General features: G+C 49.4%; 15 protein-coding genes. 2 read left to right on the top strand and 13 right to left on the bottom strand.

From position 1 onward, the window contains the following. The first annotated feature begins 2 nt into the window (after positions 1-2). The gene (locus GCU45_RS33160; protein WP_152404454.1) at positions 3-1502 is read left to right on the top strand and encodes an ABC transporter substrate-binding protein; all 1500 of its coding nucleotides are present in this window, start codon (positions 3-5) and stop codon (positions 1500-1502) included. A gap of 95 nt (positions 1503-1597) precedes the next feature. On the opposite strand, the gene GCU45_RS33155 is transcribed toward GCU45_RS33160, so the two are convergent. Together GCU45_RS33155 and GCU45_RS33150 are read right to left on the bottom strand one after the other, a co-directional pair. Then, positions 1598-1771, bottom strand: a complete 174-nt coding sequence (locus GCU45_RS33155; protein WP_244364778.1) for a GNAT family N-acetyltransferase — start codon at positions 1769-1771, stop codon at positions 1598-1600. Positions 1772-1913: 142 nt separating this feature from the next. Continuing rightward, positions 1914-3923, bottom strand: a complete 2010-nt coding sequence (locus GCU45_RS33150; protein WP_167527313.1) for a WD40/YVTN/BNR-like repeat-containing protein — start codon at positions 3921-3923, stop codon at positions 1914-1916. A 342-nt stretch (positions 3924-4265) separates the two neighbouring features. On the opposite strand from GCU45_RS33150, the gene GCU45_RS33145 reads away from it, so the two are divergent. After that, positions 4266-5021, top strand: coding sequence for a DJ-1/PfpI family protein (locus GCU45_RS33145; RefSeq protein ID WP_244364718.1), 756 nt, complete (start codon positions 4266-4268; stop codon positions 5019-5021). Between the two features lie 222 nt (positions 5022-5243). Here the strand turns inward: GCU45_RS33145 and GCU45_RS33140 are convergent, their stop codons facing one another. The 11 genes from GCU45_RS33140 to GCU45_RS33090 all read right to left on the bottom strand — a co-directional run bounded on the left by GCU45_RS33140 (position 5244) and on the right by GCU45_RS33090 (position 16168). Further along, a complete protein-coding gene (locus tag GCU45_RS33140; RefSeq protein WP_152404448.1) occupies positions 5244-6098 on the bottom strand; it encodes a phosphotransferase in 855 nt (284 codons plus the stop codon). A 261-nt stretch (positions 6099-6359) separates the two neighbouring features. Beyond that, the gene (locus GCU45_RS33135) at positions 6360-7004 is read right to left on the bottom strand and encodes an SDR family oxidoreductase (protein ID WP_152404446.1); all 645 of its coding nucleotides are present in this window, start codon (positions 7002-7004) and stop codon (positions 6360-6362) included. A gap of 50 nt (positions 7005-7054) precedes the next feature. Then, positions 7055-7303, bottom strand: coding sequence for a hypothetical protein (locus tag GCU45_RS33130; RefSeq protein ID WP_152404444.1), 249 nt, complete (start codon positions 7301-7303; stop codon positions 7055-7057). A gap of 241 nt (positions 7304-7544) precedes the next feature. Continuing rightward, entirely contained in the window at positions 7545-8021 is a 477-nt protein-coding gene (ybaK, locus tag GCU45_RS33125) for a Cys-tRNA(Pro) deacylase (protein ID WP_152404442.1), read from the bottom strand. A gap of 184 nt (positions 8022-8205) precedes the next feature. Continuing rightward, positions 8206-9195, bottom strand: a complete 990-nt coding sequence (locus tag GCU45_RS33120; RefSeq protein WP_152404440.1) for a helveticin J family class III bacteriocin — start codon at positions 9193-9195, stop codon at positions 8206-8208. 248 nt (positions 9196-9443) lie between these two features. Beyond that, positions 9444-11078 carry a thiamine pyrophosphate-binding protein gene (locus GCU45_RS33115; RefSeq protein WP_152404438.1) on the bottom strand — a complete coding sequence of 545 codons (1635 nt, stop codon included), beginning with the start codon at positions 11076-11078 and terminating at the stop codon, positions 9444-9446. Beyond that, positions 11075-12682, bottom strand: a complete 1608-nt coding sequence (locus tag GCU45_RS33110; RefSeq protein ID WP_152404436.1) for an ATP-binding protein — start codon at positions 12680-12682, stop codon at positions 11075-11077. The genes GCU45_RS33115 and GCU45_RS33110 overlap by 4 nt, the downstream gene beginning before the upstream one ends. Positions 12683-12898: 216 nt before the next feature. Further along, positions 12899-13777, bottom strand: a complete 879-nt coding sequence (locus tag GCU45_RS33105) for a hypothetical protein (protein WP_152404434.1) — start codon at positions 13775-13777, stop codon at positions 12899-12901. A 227-nt stretch (positions 13778-14004) separates the two neighbouring features. Beyond that, positions 14005-14217, bottom strand: coding sequence for a hypothetical protein (locus GCU45_RS33100; protein WP_076165586.1), 213 nt, complete (start codon positions 14215-14217; stop codon positions 14005-14007). A gap of 153 nt (positions 14218-14370) precedes the next feature. Next, complete coding sequence (locus GCU45_RS33095) at positions 14371-15390, bottom strand: ABC transporter substrate-binding protein (protein WP_152404432.1); 1020 nt, start codon at positions 15388-15390, stop codon at positions 14371-14373. Positions 15391-15406: 16 nt separating this feature from the next. Next, the gene (locus tag GCU45_RS33090) at positions 15407-16168 is read right to left on the bottom strand and encodes an ABC transporter ATP-binding protein (protein ID WP_152404431.1); all 762 of its coding nucleotides are present in this window, start codon (positions 16166-16168) and stop codon (positions 15407-15409) included. Between the last annotated feature and the right edge of the window lies 1 nt (position 16169).

Raw genomic sequence — 16169 nt, 5'->3', positions numbered from 1 at the left:
TTATGAATTATAGACGCAAGCCGGTCTTAATGACCCTCTCTCTGATTCTGCTGCTCTTATCGTCGACAGGCTGCTTTCGTCAGTCCGGCCAAAATAGCGACTCCGATGACGGCGCACCGGTCAATCTGATTTATTATACGATTGGAGAACCTGATAAGGATTTGCAGCTCGTGAACGATAAGATCAACGAAATCATGGCACCCAAAATCGGCGTCACCGTCACGTATATCAAGGTCGGTTGGCAGGAATATGAAGATCGGCTGCACACGCTCATCTCCGCCGGCAGTCCATTCGACATCGCCTTTGTTCCCGATTACGCCCCCACGGCGATGCGCGGTGCCTGGCTGAGGCTGGATGACTACCTTCAGGGACTGGGCAAGGAGATGTACGACGAGGTTGATCCGATCTTTTGGCAGGGAGTTCGCATGAATGACGGCGGCATATATGGCATTCCTACCAATAAGGAGCTGGCTGTGCGCGATCAGTGGATGTACCCTGCTTCCATCGTGGATAAATACCATATCGACATCTCCAAGTACGATACGTTGGAATCGCTTGAACCTCTTCTTCGGATGATTCAACAAAAAGAACCGGATTACGTGCCGATGGAGCTTGATCGGGATTCGCACAATTTCTTTGCACTCGATGGCTATGAATATATCATGAACAACAAAATTCCCTTAATGATCAAATCGCTGGATCCGAGCGCCCAGGTCGTCAATATATTCGAAACGAAGGAAGCGCGGCAGATTCTGGATACGCTGCGACGTTATTACAAGGCTGGCTTCATTAACAAGGACGCCGCGCTGCGGGAGCCTGGAGGCTTGAAGCGGGGAGCCAAAGTATTCTGGAAATCCTCCGGCGGCGGTCCCCTTTCGGAGACGACTTGGAGTAAGGACCGCGGCTACAAGGTTGTGGCGAATCCCGTCACGCCGAGCGTTGTCACCACGGAATCGGTCCGGGGAGGAATTATGGCGGTCAATGCCAACACCAAGCATCCCGCCGAGAGCATCAAGTTTTTGAATCTGCTAAACACAGATTCGGAAATACGGAATTTATTTAATTACGGTATTGAGGGCGTGCACTACACGCTTGATGACAAAGGCCAGGTTGTCCCCATCACCTCAAAAGATAAGGATGGAGCCGATGCCTCGTCCCGTTATGCTGGAGTCCAGTATACTCAAGGGAATTGGTTTATCCTGAATACGATGGGCGGCGACTACCCGGATCCCCTCGATAAATGGGAGCAGTTCCGTCAATATAACGCCGGAGTCGTCAAATCGGCCGTGCTCGGATTTACGCCGGATCTTAGCAAAATGACGGCTCAAACCGATAACATTGAGATGGTCTGGCAGAAATACTACCCCAGCCTGATGACGGGCTCCGTCGATGTTGGCGCGATTCTCCCCAAGTTTAATCATGAACTGAAACAGGCGGGCATTGATGAAGTACGTAAAGAAGTACAGAGACAGCTGAATGCATGGCGTGTTGTCAGCAGGTAGCCGTTGGCGAATTCAACTCTCCGCGTGCAATCCGTTCTTTAATTTAGTACTTTCCGGCAGCCGGTCATGCTGCATGTGACCCGCTGCCGGTCATTTCAAGAAAGGTACTCCTCTTTCAACAGTCCGTAATACACAAGATCCTCGTACTTCCCCTTCTTTTTAGCATGCTGTCGTAACGTGCCTTCATATTTCATCCCTACCTTAACCATCACTTTGCCCGAAGCGGGATTCCCGCCAAAATGACGCGCAAATACGCGGTTTAACCTTATTTCTTCAAAGGCGTAACGAACGATTCCTTTAAATTTAATTAGATTTTAGTTCAAGTGAAGGATAAAAAAAAGCCGCCGTTTGGCGGCAGCAAATGGGCACATGTTTTCAGCTTCTCCGATTTCCGGCTAGCCCTGTCGATGATCACTGCTGAACGGACCAGCTCAGCCCGCCATCAGCCGTTATGGCAGTTCCCTGCAGGAACTGAATCCAGCCATGCTGCGGATCGGAAAAGCCAATCGATCGGACGTCTACCGTCTCGGCATCTGCGGGAAAAGGATGATCCGTCCAGGTTCGGCCCCCGTCATTCGTCGTCAGTAGGCGGGTGATCACACCGTCTGTGGCTTCGAAATCTTCAAAAAGCATATATCCGTGCGTTTCATCGCTAAAATACACCGCATCCGGATACCAGTCCTTGTCCAGCGTCAATACCGTCTCCTCCGAATGGTCCGCACCGAACCGAATGAGCTCAAGACTTCCCTTGGTGTCCGTCTGCTTCAGCAGCCATCCACTGGTATAGGAGGTCAAGGAGACTTGCATCTCACTAATTTCTTTGCTCACCAGCGTTTTGCCCCAAGTCTTTCCGCCATCCGAAGTGCGATAAATAGCCTTCCCTTCTCCTGTTGCGAACAAGACGCCATGTTTTATGTCAAAAAACCGGAAGGCGGAAACGTCGGCGATCCCCAGGTTGTTCAGCGATTCGCTGGAAACTTCATGCCAGGTGAGCCCGCCATCCTGGGTTTTCAATAAAACATGCTGGGGGTCTTTATCCCGGAAGGCCATCATGAAGCCTTCTTTCTCACTGACAAAGCTGATTTTCTCAACCCGGATATAAAAATCCAGGGAAGCGATGATCTTCCAGCTCGCCCCACCGTCGATCGTTTTCAGGACCTTACCGCTGTCCAGCTGGGTCCCGATGCCAAATCCGAGTTGACGATTGATAAAAGCCATGTCCTCCGTCGGATTGCCATACGGCTCGGATAGCGGATAAGACTCCTGCCAGCTTATTCCCCCGTCAGTCGAGTGAATGAGAAAATCGGAGCCGTTCATCCCGTCGACGGCGGCCCATATTGCTTTAGCGGACACCATCTGTACCTGATTTACTGCCACCGCCTTGCTCACACTGGTAAAGCTGCGGCCGCCGTCCTTTGTCAGCCAAATGCCTCCTTCGATCGGTCCCGCGCCCGGGTGCAGCGATATTACGCCGGATTTCCCGTCGATCAGCTGAATACCGTTTACATAAGGACGACCCGTCCGCTGTGTGCTCATTTTAGTCCAATGCTTACCTCCGTCAACGGTACGATAGACGTCCCCGCTGAGCATCCCCTTCTCATTTGTCAGGAGCCAACCGGTATTTTCACTCGCAAACTGGATTTGAAAGGCGGACAATGGCGAATCCTTCGCAGAGAGATCCAGCTGTTTGGACCATGTCCGCCCACCATTATTAGTCTTTACAACAGCAAGCTTGGTATCATCCTTGCCGACCGTACCGACCACATAGCCGGTGCCGGCTTTCGGGAAACTGGTGCTGATCGGTTTGAAGTCCTTGATTCCAAACACAGCCGTTTGAAAATGATTTCCCCCATCCTGTGTGAGAAGCAGGCGGCCGTTTACGAGCATCGCGCCGCTTTCCTCATTTACGAACGACAATTTCCGCAGAATGGGATTGCCTTCGCTGTGGTCCTCTTGGGATTCGGACTTCCATTTTGTGTTCCAGGTGCGGCCGCCGTCCCCGGTTTTCAGCAGGCTGATCCGTTTGCACCGCAGTTGTCCTGCGCTACTGGAACAGTTGTCTTCGACCAAAGCATACCCGGTTTTGACATTGATAAAATCCAGGCTGCGTATATACTTCCCAGGCAAATTCTGTTCCTGCCAATGCGTTCCGCCGTCCTGGGTGGACAGCAGCCATAGTTGAGTGTCAGTGCGCTCTTTGACCGCAAATCCCGTTTTTGAATCGACGAAATCGATGACCGGGAGATCATACGGGGTATTCCCGTTCCAAATGAGCTCCTTTCCCTGCTGCGGCTGAATGGGGATATCAGCCGAAGACAGCGCGGCCGCTGCTGGTTCCGCCCCTTTAGCACACCCCGTAAGAACGGCTGCCAAAATGGACACAAGGACTGCTGCTCTGAAATGCCTGCGTCTTATTCTCATGTATAACGCCTCCTTCATCCGCGCAAAAAACATTCTGTAAAATAAATCTCCTGTGCTTTAACCGTCCAAGGCTTAAGATTGTTTATGACAAGTTTTATTATAGAGTTTGCTTTAGTGCGATGGGTTAAGGATTGTTCTCGTTTTGGAGTCAAGATTTTCATATTTTCATGGCTCCATGGATTGTGAGGAGTTGTTGATCCTTTTGTGACTTTTATAGAACGCCGTTTGTGATATTCGCTTGATATGATTCTACTGCTAATAAAAAACGCATGAGCTATATTGCCTGGGCTTGGTGCGAAGAGAAAGGAAGATTCAGAAATGAGAAAGATGTTTGCCTTATTTTTGTCATTGGCATTGGTACTCAGTCTGGCTGTTCCCGCCGCAAGTGCGACTGCTGCACCAGACAATCAAAACAGGAAGGATAATCTTCATGTTCAAGTCGTGCTGTTCGATGGATTCGATTTGCTCGACGCCTTGGCGCCCTATGAAGTATTTACCGCTGCGGGTATGTATTCTGGTGACAAAGTGACGGTCGAACTGGTGTCTGCAGAAGGCAAGCGTTCTGTTCCGAGCGGACTGGGTGGACCCTCTCTCGAAGCGAAATCCAAGCTGGACCCCCATCAACCGGGAATTATTGTGGTGCCTGGTGCTGCTGGCAAGCCGGCGGGAAATACTCCTGATACCATTCCGAACCTTCTTTGGAAGGCGAAGCAAACGTCCTTAACCAGCATGATCAAACAGGCAATGGACGATAAAGAAGTGACGGTAGCAACGGTATGCGGAGGTTCCTTATTGCTTGCGATGGATGGACTGCTGAAAGACCGGCATGCCGTGACTAATCCGATTGGCATGGCTGCGTTAGGTGCGGCGGGCGCAATCCCGGTAGAGGCCAGAGTTGTTGAGGATGGACCACGCCTGGTCAGCGGCGGAGGCGTGACTTCGGGATTGGACGTAGCTCTATATTTGGTCGAACGCGAGTTGGGGCCGCAGATCGCTAACGCTGTAGAAAACTTATTCCAGTACGAGCAGCGCGGCACGGTATGGAAAGCCGAAGGCACGGCGCCCATCGACTTTTTCAAGAATACGGCTGTAAAATGAGCGAACGCTGTTCTTTTAATTAGGTCAAAGATCGTCGCCTGAGCTGAAAATGTAGTTATGAACATAATAAGGCACCTCTAAAAATGCCTCATGGGCATGCAAGAGGTGTCTTATAGTTAACGTATCAGGAACGTTTCGGTCGAGACGAGCTTCATCAGCATGATAGAGGTAAGTTCGCACGATGCCCGGTAGCTTTTGTTATTGGGGTTGGTCGCTGCTATGTTAGATCTGCTTCAGCTCGAGGTCGCGAGCAATTTCGGCAATAAGGCGGTCGAACCACGGCTTCCCCTGAGGAACCCATTTCCTGGCCGCTTGGGCATACCATGCGAGATGCAGGAAATGATAGATTTGCATAATGCCGATGGGGACGTAACGAACAGGATCAATCCCCAGCGAATGTAATAAAGTTGCAGCATCCAGCGATACCGGCCCCCGAATCGGGCGCTGCCAGTCGAGGACCCGGTACCCGTCGTTTGTCACCAGCACATTTTCCGCTTTAAGGTCTGCATGAACATATCCTGAAGGTGAACGGAGTTCGGTAAGCAATGCCGGGGCTTGACTCCACTCTCGCAATTTGTTGACCTTGCCGATGTCCACTTCCTTGAAGCTTCCTTCATGAATACATTCGGAAATATCATGAAGAGCACCCTCGATATATGCGGCCCATCCTTCTTCCGTACTGATGTCGAACATGACAGGCAAATCTCCATGGATCTGTGAGATCATGTCTATCAGATCATTGGCGATGGTGGCTGCCTCCGAATCTTTTAAAGGAATGTCCTTCAGTCGCGGCGACTGGATTTCTTCCATTAGCATAGCCGTCATATTGTCCTTCGCTTCAATCACGCGAACCGGCACCAGGAGCGGAGATTGGGCACGAGCATAAAATTGGGCTTCCAGCGTCGGCGGAGCCTGAACTTTATAAATGTAGCGGCCTCCCTGCTCCGTAACCATGCGCTGAACACACGATAATGGCCACTCGTGAATGGTGAGCCGTTGTGAGACCGGGCTGCCTAGATATTCTGCTAGTTCTTCGTCGTCGTGAAGCAGCAAATTATACGATGGATGACGATGCATGCGATTATCCGCTCCCTTTCGAAATACTCGGCATATTGGTACTAGATATAAATTGGCGAAAAACAATTCGGAATCTTTTTTTACTTCGTGATAACGATCGGTTATCCTCCTTGATCCATTCGACCTTTTCCCTTAGAGCCACGCTCATGGGACTGAGTAACAGGCATGACGCTACAGAAAAAAACCGCTTATTCAGCGGCTTTGATAAACTTGGTTTTCTATAGAGATAAGCGGGATAAAACCCTACGGAACTTACGGTGATTATAACGCGTTTAACGCTTCCATGATTGGGGTTTCGCCACTAATTATATCAAAAGCTTTACCGACGGTATGAGGATTTTCCAATGATGCAAGTATAGCCTCAGCCACATCTTCGCGGGGAATTTTCCCCCGATCCAGATCAACTGCCGCGGTGACCTTCCCTGTTCCGGGTTCATTGATCAGCCCTCCTGGGCGAACAATCGTATAGTCTAGGCCGCTCTGCTCGAGCCAAATATCCGCATAATGCTTCGCGGCGCTGTAATAAGGCGCGCTCTCCATCCAAAGCTCGCGGTGATGGACCCCGATCGCGCTCACCATGATGAAGCGGCGCACCCCAGTTTGTTTGGCAGCCTCTACCGACTTGATTGCACCATCCAAATCAATCATCATCGTCTTATCGGCTCCTGTATGGCCGCCCGAGCCTGCAGTAAATACAACTGCATCCGCCCCCTCGGCAGCGCGGGCAATCTCATCAATACTTCCTTCCAGGTCAGCAAGCACCGCTTGCACACCCTGCTCTTCAAATGCCGCTTTCTGCTCGTCGCTTCGTACCATTGCGATGGCATTGTGCTTGTTGGATTCCTGCAGCTTTCTTACAAGATGCCGGCCAATCTGGCCATTGGCTCCGATAATCAGTACGTTCATAATAAATCCTTCCTTTCTTCTATACTAATTATGGATAGATAAGATTGTTATTAACCCAAGAAATGAATTTCACCGTTTTCTTTTTTCGCCCGAATCACAATTTTCCCCAGACATTGCTCTGGGTCCGCATAATTGCTCTCCGCTTCATCGAAAGCGCCACTTAATAAGGTGAAGACTTCCACTAATGTTGTGTCCTCTGACAGATAATACACCCGTGAAAGCTCGGTGCTTTTAAATGCGTCAGTGGTTCCTTCGACATTTTCTTTTCCGAACGCTTTGACTTCAATTTCTACCTTCATAACTACCTCCTAATAAGTTCCCGCCTAGCGTTCCATATTTGTTATGGATCAGGGCTATCTTTTGGTATAATCATCCTGAGGTGTTTAACGATGGATGGAAAAAGATTTGTATTGATCATGGTCATTGTTTTAGTGTTGATTGGCGGCTTTTTTATCGCATTTATGCAGCTTTTGAGTTCAATAGGCAAAATCTGATTGGACCTGCAGGTTGATGTGTTTAAACCGGTTCCATCATCGCGGGCTAACTGTACACAAGATCGGCCAGCACTCCCTCTGCAGCTGCCGCTAAGTCCTGTCCACTTAGAAAAATCTGCAGCCCTCGTCTTCCTCCGCTAATGCTGACGACTTCCATGGAGCTCACGGATGTATTCATATACAGTGGATACTTCTTTTTCATGCCCAGTGGAGACACACCGCCCCGGATATACCCTGTTAAGGATTGAATGTCTTTCACGGGCACCATCTCCACTTTTTTATTGCCGCTTGCAGCGGCCAGACTTTTCAGATTCAGTTCCCGGTCGCCTGGAATACAAGCTGCGATGACCCCTGTCTTATCCCCTTTTAAAATGAGCGTCTTGAACAGCTGGCCGGGCTCCAGCCCTACTTTCGCGGCAACCGTTGCCGCATCTAGCTGATTTTCGTCCCATTCATATTCGTGCAGCGAATACTTGATTTGAAGCGTGTCGAGTATTCGGCAGGCATTCGTCTTGGCTGACAATTTTCTTCACCTTTCCTTTGCAATGACGATTCGTTAAATAATTAGAAGTTGAATAGCTCCGTACTATTTTATCATGGTAACGGACGCCTGGAAAAATTTCATAATCGCTCCCAATAGAAAAACAACCTGAACCATGCTCAGGTTGTTTTCTGTCTTTTCATCGAACCAGCTAGCACGATCGCGATTAAAAAATGCTGTCTGGAACGTAAAAAATTTTCTGGGTATTCTGCTTACTGTCGGGATTGGTTACGATATTAAAATAAACGTTCCCGTTTTTGTTTTGTACGCCCTCGATTTCATGTTTTCCCACGTTGGTGATTTTCACCAGGCTCTTATAAGCTCCCGTGTTAGATATCATAGCAATCTGCGGGGTGTTTCCTTCAGCGCCGCCAGACGTATAAATTTCCGTTTTGCCAAGCAGGTCGGCGCCTTGGAAAGAACCGTTCGGTCTCACGATGGCACTGCCCGACTGGGTAAAGCTGGATACACATGCTGCCCTCGCCGCCGCACTATCCAGACGGACCTGCTCGTTGCTGTCCAGCAGCTTGTTCAGTTTAACCGTATCATAAACGGACCAGGTGACCTTTCCTTGTTTCGTTTGAACCCGAAAAAAAGTATATGTGCTGTTTCCGCCGCCGTCAACACGGTACGTGTCGCCTAGTCTTGTGCCCTTTTTGTTAGCGTAATTCATATACGTGAACCGGTGAAGGTCCGTATAATCCAAGGTCTTGCCGGCCGAATATTGAAGTCTCGCGACCTGGAGCGACCAATAATTGCTTGTTGAAGGATCGGCTTTTGAGCTGAAGTAAAAATAGTTGATCCCTTTGTAGGTATACATATCAAGCGTTTGCCCGTGACCGGCATTGGTGATCTTCATTTCATCCTTGTATGTAGCGGTATTGCCGTTGATAACCAGCCTTGATAGATAGACCGTCCCTTTGGACCGCTGGGTAACATATACGTATTTCGAAGCAATATAAGCTTTCTGAACCGCCAGTTTATGATGAAGTCCTTTAAGGTTGTATGCCAGTTTCGCCGAAGCGTTGACGGTTTTTCCCGGCGATGCCGCAAAGGCGGTCAGACTCGACATCCCAAAGAGCAGGATGGAAAGAGCAACGAAGCAGAATAATTTAAAATGCTTGTTCCTTGAGATCAATGACTGAAATGAATACATCTTGTTCATACCTCCATTGAGAGTTGTTAGCATTATGCTAATAGAAATAACTGGCTATGAAAACCGTTTTCCAAAGAATTAGGGCTAAATACTCACATGATTTGCCCATATTTGGGATGAACCCAATTCCTAATGCCGCTAAACAATCCTCCCAATCTATCAAAAAAACGAAAATTTGCAAAAATAAAAAAGCGCCAATATGGCGCTTCTCTCGCGTGATCCGGTCAATTCGGTTATGCAAAAATATCTTAATCGAGCTTCATTTGCCGGGCCAAGGTGGAAGGGATCTCCTCTTTGTCCACGATCACGTCAATCACAAAAGGCTTATTGAGCTGCAGTGCCTGTTTAAAAACATCCGTAAATTCGCTGAGCGTCGTGCACCGTGCGCTGTCCGCTCCCATTGAAGCCGCATACGCTGCGGCATCCAAAGGCTGCTTAAAGACCGTGCCGTCGGTTCTTCCGGTAAACTCGCGCATCCCTTTTAATGCCATATCCAGCTGTCCGTTATTGATGACGATAAAAATAACCGGAAGCTGCTCGGCGACGCAGGTCGAGATTTCGGAGCCCAGCATAAATAAACAGCCGTCTCCCGTCAAGCAGATGACGTTCTGGTCCCGGTCGGCAAATTTTGTACCAATCGCCATCCCGATCGCATTGGCCATGGAAGCAAAATAGGAGTCGAAGAAAAATGTGACGCCCGGCTTTACATCCAGCCATCGAACCGCATGGTACCCATGTGCGCCATCATCGGCAAAAACCGTGGTTCGCTCAGGAATGATATCCCCTACCGCCTGGCAGACTTCCGCGACCGAAAGGGATTGAAGCTCGGGCAGCGGATCATGATACCGCTCACCAAACCGCAAGTCATCACTCACGTTTTCATTCGGATACAGGCGCAGCAACTCGTCGAGATTCGTTGTAATATCGCCGAACACATGCGTATGCTCAGCCTGGATAATCCCGCCCATAAATTCATAAGAGATATCGAACTGAATGATCTTTTGCGGGAAATAAGAACGGTCCAAGCCCGCCAGTGCGGTATCGCTCAAACGCGATCCCATCACCAGCATCAGGTCAACGTCCGACTCCAGCAGGTGCTTGGCTTTTTGGTGTCCGCCCAGACCAAAAGGTCCGTAATATTGTGGATGCATCGAATGGATGCTCCCCTTGCCACCGGGAGTTGTGACGACGGGAATCTGAAACTGCGCGGCGAACCTGGCGAGGGGCTCCTGAGCTCCGGAGAGGACGACCCCCTTTCCTGCCAGAATGACCGGGTTTCGGGCGACTCGCACCTGATTCACCACATCCGTCAGATTGGTTGCGGCATAGTTTAGGCGGCTTGACGGAATATGGATATTCGTCTCGGCTACTGGCGAAATCATCACATCAAACGGGATGCACAGATGTACCGGACCTTTGCGTCCGGTCATGGCTTCGCGAAGCGCATGATTAAGAATCGCCGGGAAGGTATCGGCGCGGGAAACCATCGTGCTGAACAGCGTGACGGGTTTCATAATTTCCGCCAAATCGATGCCGAATAACGAAGAATCCTGGCACTGCGGGATCCCTGTTTCCGCCGCCGACTGATGTCCCGTGATGAAGAGAACGGGAAGGCAGTTCATTTTCGCATGCGCTGCGGCAGTGACCAGATTGGTCCCTCCCGGTCCTGAAGTTCCGACGACCACCCCCAGCCTTTTCCCCGCAAAAGCATAACCTCCGGCTGCAAAACCCGCCCCGCTTTCATGCCTTCCCAGAATAAATTCGATCCCCTGGTTGCCAAATTCCAGAATCACAGGGGCAACGGATTTGCCCGGAATTCCGAAAGCATGCTGAATATCCAGACTGACCAGCGTTTCAACTAAGAGCTCTACGACATTTTTCACACAGGACACTCCTTTAAAATGCCTGACAAAGGTAATCGGATATTGAATTCCGTTCCTGCACCCAATCTGGAGTCGACGGTGATCTCTCCGTTGTGGTTGTTAATAATGCGGTAGGATACGGATAGACCCAGGCCCGTTCCGTTCTCTTTGGTCGTAAAAAAAGGATTCTGTATTTTTGTGAGGTTTTCTGGACTAATACCGGTGCCATTGTCAGAAATAGTGATGGTTAGATGTTTGTTTTGAATGGTAGATTTTAAGGTTACGGCTTCTTTAGGCTGGGACGCTTCAACGGCATTTTGTAAAATATTGATCAGTACCTGCTTAATTTGCGAAGCATCGGCATACAGGATGTCCTGGTCACGGGTATGGTAATCCCGGATAAACCGGATATCGTGCAGCGCGGCCTGTCCTTCCATAAAATCAAGCACGCTGTCAAGGAACAGATTGATTTCGATCGGCTTGACGATTGGAAAAGAAGGCTTGGACATCGTGACAAAATCCGATACGAGATTTTTGACGCGCACCAGCTCCTCGTGTACGAAACCCAAATAACGGGTCGTGTCCGGGTCCAGCGGCCGCTCGCGGATAATTTGCACAAAGCCCATGATGGAGGTTAGCGGGTTGCGGATTTCATGGGCTAAACCGGCGGCCAGCTTGCCGATGGCCGATAGCTTTTCGCTGACGATGATCTGCTGCTCCAACAAAAAACGTTCGGTAATATCCCGCAGCTGCGCATAGGCGCCTTGGATGATCCCATTTTCAAATATCGGAATGATGTCGGCAAGGCAAACCGTGCGTGTCCCGCCGGCGTGAAAATGAACCTCGATTCCCCGCTGCCGCTGGCCGTTAGCGATTGTTTGCAAAAAATGCGGTCCGAGCTCCGCAATTTGATAGGAGGACTGTCCGACGGAAATATAATCGGGGATGATGTTTAGGGCGACGTGGTTGAAATCGACTATAATTCCGGAGCGGTCAGCCAAAAGAATTCCGGTATCCAAATTGTCGACCATGAGATGGTGCAGATCCAGCTGCCGCTGGTTCGCTTTTCTCAGCTTCAGCTCCCTTCCCATGGATTCCGCCATATTGACGAGCATGGCGAGCTGGTAATTGCTGAAATCGACGATGCTTGTCATCAGGGAGATCGTTCCTTCGCGCACCCCATGATTGCCAGGAAACGAAAACGGGACGCTGTGGCAGGCGGATTCGTGCAGAACAAGATGGAAATGATCCGTCCCCACCGTTTGAAATGGAATTTTGTACTCCAGCGTGATCAGCGTCGCACAAATCCCCACCTCTCTCTCAATGAGTAAGCTCCCTTCTTTAATATTCAATTGCGACAGATTTTCTCTCATAATTCGATCACCGAAGGAATCAATAACCAAACCTTTGTCATCCGTGACGACGAATGAAACCATTTGCCCGTTTAGTAATTGAATCGTGTTCTCTCCAAATCCCTTGGTAACCTCCAGAATGTCGGCATAAAGCCGCTTCTGTCTCTGTAGATGCTCTTCGGACACGGTTGTTCGGAGTGAGGGAACATCGGTTGGCTGCATTCCATAGGCGATGCAACGTCGTCGAACCTCGGCGAGGTAATTGTTTTCCATGTGGTCGAACCCCCAAATTACGACTGTACTTCCTATATCTTATAGTAAATCTGGCTTAAGGAATATAAATATTTTGGGGATTAGGCAATATTTTCAAAGTTAATGTCGAACAAACAAAGAGGCCGTCCCCAGGTCTACGGACTCAGGGACAGCCTCTTCATGGTGCCAAAGATAATCACAAATCATCTAAACATACATGGTTTCAAATCACTGATTTCAAATGGCTTCTTCTACCGAAATCGCTCCGACCGAAGAGGAAAGCGTAATGACCGGGCCCCCGCCGTTGAAGTCGGTAGAACCGCTCGATACACCGGAAATGGTTCCGAGTTCGCTCCGAACCTTCAAGGTGCAAGACAAGGAACTTGCAAGTGCCGCATGGACTCCGCCTACATCAGTGCCTACCTGAAGAGTGCTGTCCTTCTCCATTTCGTGGATGTCCACACGGACGCTTCCGGCATCCGATTGGATTCTGGATTTCCCTGCAACATGCGCTCCTTCGACGGTAATACTGCCAACACTATTTTCAACCTGATACGATCCGTTCAGGTTTTTCATCGTGATGCCGCCGACATCGTTAATAATTTCATAACCGGTGATCTGTTCCGGTACGTTGACGACATACTCGATCAACAGCTCGGATTTCCCGAAACGGGACTCTGCCCAATCCCATAAATCTCGTTTGGGATCCCCATTTGCATGTGTCACGATCTCCATCGTGCCGTTTTTATCCACAATGGAGGTTACCGCTTGCTCGGCAATATTGCGATGAGTCTGATCATTTAAAAACCAGATGGTGGTCTCCACGGTGATCTTATTTCCTGTCCCCCGTACGAGAGTGATATTCCCTGCTTTATGGTGAATTTGTACCGACGAATCTGCCCCAACTTCCCGTTCGGCTGTAAGCTGAATGCTGTCACCCTTGCTTTTGATGCTTTCTTCGATACCGCTCACTGTATCCATGACCGTTGTTCCGGCAGTCATTGCCGTTTCGTGCGCCCCCTGCTTGAGCTTTTGTGCAGCATCCTCCATGGTTCCGCAGCCTGCGAGCAGCATGACGGCAAGTACGGCGGTCGTCCCTGTGATTATGTTTTTCATTTGTACCCCCAGTTTCTTCCTGTTTGGTTATGTATAATCTTAATTATAAGGAAAATCGCATGGAGCACACCTATCAAAAGGCCAGTGTGATCACTAGACCTTAGTCGAGGATAACGGGATGGAGGAGAAGCCCATCAGCCTACTGCTGGGTACAGATATGAAAGTCTTCACGACAAAAAAACAGCCCGGATCGTTCCAGGCTGTCGTTCGCGATGCTAATGACCCATTCAGCTTTTAGACGGAAGCTGTTTTTCGCTGTTTTTGCCAAAGCCGGACTCATACACCGTAAAAAAGGAAATGTTCGAAGTTTGCACCTGATGCTCATTCAATTCTACCCATTCCTCGCTTTTCAGCCTGGAAATTACACCGCTGACGTCATCGGATATAATATTGAGTGCTTCTCCGCCGACAAAATGAATCGTAATACTGGTCTCGCTCATCACTCCCACCTCCCATTCATTTCCTATTGGCATAGTATGGCCCAGGCTGTTACTTCTTATTTACACAAATCAGAAGGAAGGAAATCGGATGGAGGAGCAGCGATTCTATCGATTACAAAGTGTTGTCATGACGCGCTTCTATATGATATGAAACTATTTAAACAAGTCAGGATACATTTCTTTGGCCAGCTTTTCCATCCCGTCGATCGTATTGTAGCCATAGCCAAACATATAGTTGTAGTCCACCGCATAGATTTGCTTGTTTTTGATCGCCTTCATGCTGGACAATTTGGGATTTGCATAAAGCGCCTCTTTGAGATTATCCTGAGTCGTGCCGCCCGTCGTGCTCCAGTCCGGGATGATGAGTACATCGGGGTCTGCCTGAATCAGCATTTCGACGCTGACCTCGCCCGTTTCATTTTTAAAGACGTTGTCCAGTTTGACCATTTTGAACGCATCATTGAAAAATGTTTCTTGTTGGGCTGCGTATACGCTCACTTCCTTCGGATCGCTCATATGGAGATAGGCGAATGTTTTCTCCGCTTGGATACCCGCTAGTTTGGAGGTGATGCCTTCCTGCTTCCCTTTCAGCTCCTTGATGAACAACTCGGCCTTATCTTGTACGTTAAAAATTTCACCTAGATGTTCAATATCTTTGTAAATCGAATCATAGGTTCCCCCGGTCACGGACGATTCCAGAACATAGGTTTTGATTCCCATGCCGTTCAAGGTGTCCACCGTGCCGACTCCCCAATCGGCGTTATCGAATAAGCCGCCCCGTCCGTAAACCAAGTCAGGATTGGTACCCAGCGTAACCTCTTTGCCGACGTACTCGTCGCTAAGGATATTCAGTTTGTTATATTCCGATTCGACCGCTGGATCCGGTGCCCCGAAATTTGCGCCGACCCCGGCGATTTTGTCGCCAAGTCCAAGGTGGAGCAGCAGTTCTGCTGCTGGCCGGGTATTGGCCATGATGCGTTCTGGCGCCTTATCGAATACCTGCTCTTTTTTCTCCCAAGTCGTTCCGCCTTCCGCCTTCGTGAAATTTTCGATGGTTACCGGATAGTGGCTGGCAGCTTGGGCCTCCGGTTCACTGGTTTTCGCTGCATTTCCGCAGGCGCTGAGCAGCAGCATTGCCGCAATCCCGGCAGTCAGCAGCAGATGTTTTTTCACTTGTCTTCCTCCCCTTTTATAGACCATACGCAAATCCCAACCCGTTCGTAACCGGATTTATATATGTCTTACACTTGATCTGGTACAGCGCTTCAATGTTCTCCGGCGTCAGCACCTCTTCAGGCGTGCCATGCGCATATACCTCGCCATGCTTCATGGCATAGAGATAATCGCAGTAATGAGCGGCCATTTCCAAATCGTGAAGCGCGGCCAGCACCCCGATATTCAACCCTTTTACACAAGTTAAAATTTCGAGCTGGTACCGAATGTCGAGATGATTCGTCGGTTCATCCAAAATCATGAATTTCGGCTGCTGCGCGATCGTCCGCGCCAAAATGACCCTCTGCTTTTCCCCGCCGGACAGCGACAAATAGCTGCGCTCTTTATAATCCAGCAAATTCGTTCTCGCCAAAGCCTCTTCCACAATCGCCATATCCTCCGCTTTGTCGGATTCCAGCAGCTTCTTGTGCGGTGTTCTGCCCAACATGACCATCTGCTGGACCGTTAAATCAAAATTCATCTCATTGAACTGGCCCACGACGCCAAGCCGCTGCGAAACTTTCTTTTCGTTCGTTTTCAGCACATCCAGGTCGTCTAAATAAACGGTCCCTTTCTGCGGAACCAGGCTCTTGTATATGCTTTTCAACAGTGTGGATTTCCCGCATCCGTTTGGACCAATCAGGCCTACGAACTGCCGGTTTTTGACCTGGATCGAAACGTTCTTCACGATATCTTTTTTGCCGATCCGGACTTGCATTTCCTTTGCGGTCAACTCCATG

Origin of the sequence: Paenibacillus cellulositrophicus (assembly GCF_009363095.1) — a bacterium.
GTDB lineage: Bacteria > Bacillota > Bacilli > Paenibacillales > Paenibacillaceae > Paenibacillus_AQ > Paenibacillus_AQ favisporus.
The sequence above is the reverse complement of the archived record's forward strand: the minus strand, read 5'-3'. Positions and strand labels throughout refer to the sequence as shown.